Raw genomic sequence first — 4,976 nt, forward strand, 5'->3', positions numbered from 1 at the left:
AATAGAAAAACGTTCTTGGACAAGTAAATTTTATAGCATACTTTTGAACTGGATTATGTATTTATTAGTGCCAAAAGTGCTGCACGCCAAGTTGCCAATTATGCTGCATTCTTAATTGCTATTTACAGGAACCATCCCGGCTTCACTTTTCTATACCACTATCAGCAATATGTCGAGCTAGCGGCAGAACCCTACAGCTATACCCAGTTCCTGGAGCATTACCGCCGTAAATACCCAAAAGAAAAGGGCTCGATGAAACTTCAGCACATAGCCGGCGAAGAAATGTTCATCGACTTTGCAGGTAAAAAGCTGCATATCATCGACAGGCATACCGGAGAGATCACTCCTGTTGAAGTATTTGTCGCCATACTTCCATGCAGTCAGTATACCTATGTCGAGGCCTGCACAAGCCAAAAACGCGCAGATATGATATCCTGCTGCAGTAATGCCCTGCGTTTCTTTGGAGGGGTACCCAAAGCTATAATATCGGACAATCTAAAGTCTGCCGTCAATAGATCGAGCAGATATGAACCCGACATCAACCGTAGCTTTAAAGACTTTGCGCGCCATTACAACTGTGTCATCAATCCCACCCGTGGCTACTCTCCCCAGGACAAGGCATTGGTTGAGAATGCGGTCCACCTGGCTTATCAACGTATCTATTATCCTTTACGCGAGATGACCTTTTTCTCACTGAAGGATCTCAACAGAGAAATTACCGTTTTATTGGAGCGATACAACAATCTACTCTTCAAACGGAAAGAATCCAGTCGTATAGAACTATTTCAGCGTACCGAGAGACAGTATCTCAAAGATCTACCTGCTGATACCTATGAGCTTAAGGACTATAAAAGAGCGAAGGTGCAAAAGATGGGCTATGTATACTTTTCTCCCGACAAGAGCTATTATAGCGTTCCGTACCGTTATATCGGAAAAGAGACCACTATCCATTATACCAAAAGCCGTGTTGAGGTATTCTACAGCCATGAAAGGATTGCGCTGCACCAGCGTAATCTGATCAAAGGGAACTATATCACGAACACGGATCACCTGAGCAGTACCCACAGGTTCTACTCGGAGTGGAACCCTGAGTTCTTTAAGAAAAAGGCGCTGCCCCATGGTGAATATGTCCTGGCATGTATTGAAAAGATACTGGCATCACAGGACTATCCCGAAATAAGCTACAAACGCTCTCTGGGCATCATCCAGTTGCACCGTGCCTATGGCTCGCAGCGCCTCAATAATGCGTGCAAAAGAGCGCTCGATACAGATGCATGCTCTTATCTGAGGATAAAGAATATTCTTAAGAACAATATGGACAGAGTCCATCTATTGGATGACCCCACCCAGCAGATACAGCCGCATATACCATTCCATAGTAATATACGCGGAGCTTCCGCTTATGAATAATAACAATCAAAAATCAGAAAATGAACAATCAGACAGTTGAAAAACTACGTAACATGCGTCTGGGTGCCATGGCCCAGCTGCACCAACAGTACGTTAAAGAAAACAGGTTCGAAGGTATTACATGTGACGAATACCTTGCATTATTAACCGATCACCAATGGGAAGACCGTGAAAACAACAAGATCGACAGGTTGCTCAAACAGGCGGGCTTTAGGCAGAACGCCAGTCTTGGCGATATAAAATACGGCAGTGAAAGAAATCTGGATAAAAACATGTTCGTCCGTCTTGGTACACTGGGCTTTGTGCAGCGGAAAGAAAACATCATAATCTGTGGTGCCTCCGGCACAGGAAAAAGTTATCTATCGCAGGCACTGGGGCATCAGGCCTGTCTCACGGGAATAAAAACACTCTACACAGTAACTGCCAGAATCATTAAGAGATTGAAATTGAGTAAAGTTGACGGGACATATCTCAAGGAGCTGGAAAAACTGGCCAAGGCAGAACTGTTGATACTTGATGACTTCGGCCTGCAGGCTTTCGATAACCAGGATCGGGAAACATTGATGGATATCATAGACGATCGACATGGCAAAAGATCAACCATAATATCTTCCCAGATACCGGTATCCGCCTGGTATGAAATCATCGGCGGCGAAGGAACTATTGCTGACGCAATACTGGACCGGATCGTAAACTCCTCACACCGGATTGACCTGAAAGGTGAATCGATGAGAAAGGGAATATTGAAACAGGAATAACGATAACTTTTTTATATAATTGTATGATCTTTTAAGTGGCACGGTTTGACCGAAATCAATGGCACCATTACTCCGAAATACCCAAGTTGCGGTAAAAAAGTATTTATAAGCAAGCATAAGTGACAGACCACTACAAAATATCATTAGAAATTTTATACCGACTTTTAAAAGAATCAGGTAACGACCATTGGGCAAATTGGATTCAAAAGGACATTCATTTATGGACAACTGAAAAAAGAGTTGACAATCATTTAGGTGCTTATGGAGGAATGGGTTCAATTAACGACCTGTCAGTTGGCGGTTCAGACACAATTGGTGTTTGGAAAAACAGAATATTTGATACTACTAAAAATCTTATTTGGAGTTTAGCAAAAGGGAAAATATCGACACCACCACTTGACGACAAATTTTATCGCTGCGGCTCAACTGAAATTAGCGGTTGGCGTTGTAGAAGTTGTGGACATTCGAGAATTGACAAATCAAATATTGAACTATATCTCTCCACTGAATTTTTACCAAAACTGTTCGTAGACTATATCCGACAAGACCAATTAATAGAAATCTTGGACTTGAACACCATTGTTGCACTTGACCAAATAGTTGAGAAAAGGAGTACAATTGAAAAGCTAATCCAAAATGCAAACATTACCTTGACAAACGGAAATGAATGGCTATGGAATTGCCCAGAATGCGAAAGCAAAAACATTTGTGTTTTCAAATGGCAGACAATGGACAACGACACAAAACTTATTGAATCGAAAGACAATTTAAAAATGGAAACTAAAAAAAATGCCAGCTTATAACAACATCGGCTTGGCGAAATGGCAGCTTAAAAGACCACACCGTGAAGATGAGAATTTACATATTGTCAATATTAACCTTGACCTTTTTTGCTTGTTCTACAGACAATAAACAGACAACTGAAAATTCAAATAGTATGCTTAAACTTTATAAACTAATTGACAACCAACTTTACTATTGGGAGACGTGGGAAAAAGACGAAAAAACCGCAATAGTTCATTGGGGAATTGTTGGACAAACTGGACAAAACAAGGAAGTTAAGAGCGGACTTTTTTCAAATTTCCGTAAAACTGTTCAAAAAGAAATTGACGAGAAACTAAAAGAAGGTTACGCAGAATTTGACGAAGACAATTACGCATTTTTAGAAATAGAATATAAAATTGACGGCTTCGGAACTGAACAAGACCTTGACAAACGACACCGACTTGAAGGAAAAATGGACGAAATTTTAGGTTGGACAGGACTTGGACATACAGACGGAGGAAGTACTGGAAGCGGAACAATGGAAGTTGGTTGTATAGTAGTTGACTTTGAAATTGCGAAAAAAGTAATTGAAGAAAAACTAAAGGACACCGAATTCGGTGACTATTCAAGAATATTTAAAATGGGCAATGAATAAATGCCGATCGCATAATAAGGGTTTTGCGTCAGACAGGGTGGCGTGGTAGCCGAAAGTTTACCGCTTTTATTTACCGAACGCAAAGCCCCACAAAGTTAGCAGTCAGTTTAAAGTCAAACGCATCTAATTACAGTTTTAAAAATGTTTAATAAACAAATTGAATACGGATTTTGGTTTGGGAGCGACAAATTAGTTGGCGTTTTGACAATGCTTTCTTATTTAATAGACTATAAAATTGGGGAGGAAGAAATCAAAATTCTTAAGCTAGAGCTTCAAGGAACAAATGACGAAAAGAATCAGTGGATTACACATAAGTTGAATGGCAAGCTAAATAGTATAAGTCTAAATCTTGCATATGATGATGAAGAAGGAAGTGATATGATTCACATTAAAATAAAATGTTCACCTAACTTGAAACCACAACTTGAAGCACTTAATTTATTTCAAACATTATTTAAAAATCTTGATATTGCAGACTACTAGATGAAATAAAAACCGAACCGCTAACAAGGTATTGGAAAAGCAGGGCCAAACTGCAAAGTTCAATGGCAACTCTTCGATTGAACTTTTGCACAAAAAAACAGATTTGTACTTCGGTTGCCCCACCATCGCAAAGCCGGAAACCTTAGACTATATTTGAAAACAAACGTAATAAAATGAACACAATTGAATTTATTCCATTAATTGAGCCGCCAACTAAAAAAGACAAGGAAAGTGAAATTAAGCCCCACTAGTTGTCTGTAATTTTTATTCCTATGCCAATTATTAAAATTTATAAGACAAATTTCTAGAGGGCGTGTGCAACGTATTTGTACAGTGTAATAAAAAAGAAGAAAACGATTCTCTAATGAGTTTAAAGAAAATTACAAGAGTAATTATTTATGGAGGGTTTATGGGATATTCACTCAAATATCTTGTGAGTTATAAAATCTTCTTGTATTTACGCTTTACCGAACTGGAATTGCGCAAGCAATACAATACTTCGTCCAGTTCATTGGGCAACAAACAATCAAGAAATAACCTATCAAAAAGATGTTTTCGTTCATAATAGTCTTGGAACTTTTTTTGAAAAGGACGGCGCAGAAAAACAATTTACACTCGTACAAGGACTTGATTGGGCAGGTGGAGATAGTATTGATGATTATTGTTTAATTTAAGTGCTTCATTTTGGTCTTTTACTGGTACACTTGTTATTCGAATTTTCATAATGTTGAATTATTAAAGTTAATAATAGGGTGCATTTCTTCGAGAGTGATGCTTCTTGTCTATTTCGGTGATTCTGGGCCAGTGATTTCGGCGTTAACGGGCCAATTATTTCGCTAGTCATTGGGCCACTTTCCGATTACAATAATATACAATTCATTTAAGATTCCAATTTTTTTTTTCTT

General features: G+C 38.9%; 5 protein-coding genes. All 5 read left to right on the top strand.

Annotation, left to right across the window (positions count from 1 at the left end; all coding sequences use genetic code 11):
• Positions 1–63 precede the first annotated feature (63 nt).
• The 5 genes from istA to FAZ15_RS22340 all read left to right on the top strand — a co-directional run bounded on the left by istA (position 64) and on the right by FAZ15_RS22340 (position 4,071).
• Entirely contained in the window at positions 64–1,410 is a 1,347-nt protein-coding gene (gene istA / locus FAZ15_RS22320) for an IS21 family transposase (RefSeq protein WP_262709326.1), read from the top strand.
• Positions 1,411–1,430: 20 nt separating this feature from the next.
• Entirely contained in the window at positions 1,431–2,168 is a 738-nt protein-coding gene (istB, locus tag FAZ15_RS22325; protein ID WP_136903582.1) for an IS21-like element helper ATPase IstB, read from the top strand.
• Positions 2,169–2,287: 119 nt separating this feature from the next.
• Complete coding sequence (locus tag FAZ15_RS22330; RefSeq protein WP_136903583.1) at positions 2,288–2,971, top strand: DUF6966 domain-containing protein; 684 nt, start codon at positions 2,288–2,290, stop codon at positions 2,969–2,971.
• A 47-nt stretch (positions 2,972–3,018) separates the two neighbouring features.
• Positions 3,019–3,588, top strand: a complete 570-nt coding sequence (locus FAZ15_RS22335; RefSeq protein WP_238387350.1) for a WGR domain-containing protein — start codon at positions 3,019–3,021, stop codon at positions 3,586–3,588.
• Between the two features lie 141 nt (positions 3,589–3,729).
• A complete protein-coding gene (locus FAZ15_RS22340; RefSeq protein ID WP_136903584.1) occupies positions 3,730–4,071 on the top strand; it encodes a hypothetical protein in 342 nt (113 codons plus the stop codon).
• Positions 4,072–4,976 lie beyond the last annotated feature (905 nt).

This window comes from Sphingobacterium olei (assembly GCF_005048855.1).
Lineage (GTDB): Bacteria > Bacteroidota > Bacteroidia > Sphingobacteriales > Sphingobacteriaceae > Sphingobacterium > Sphingobacterium olei.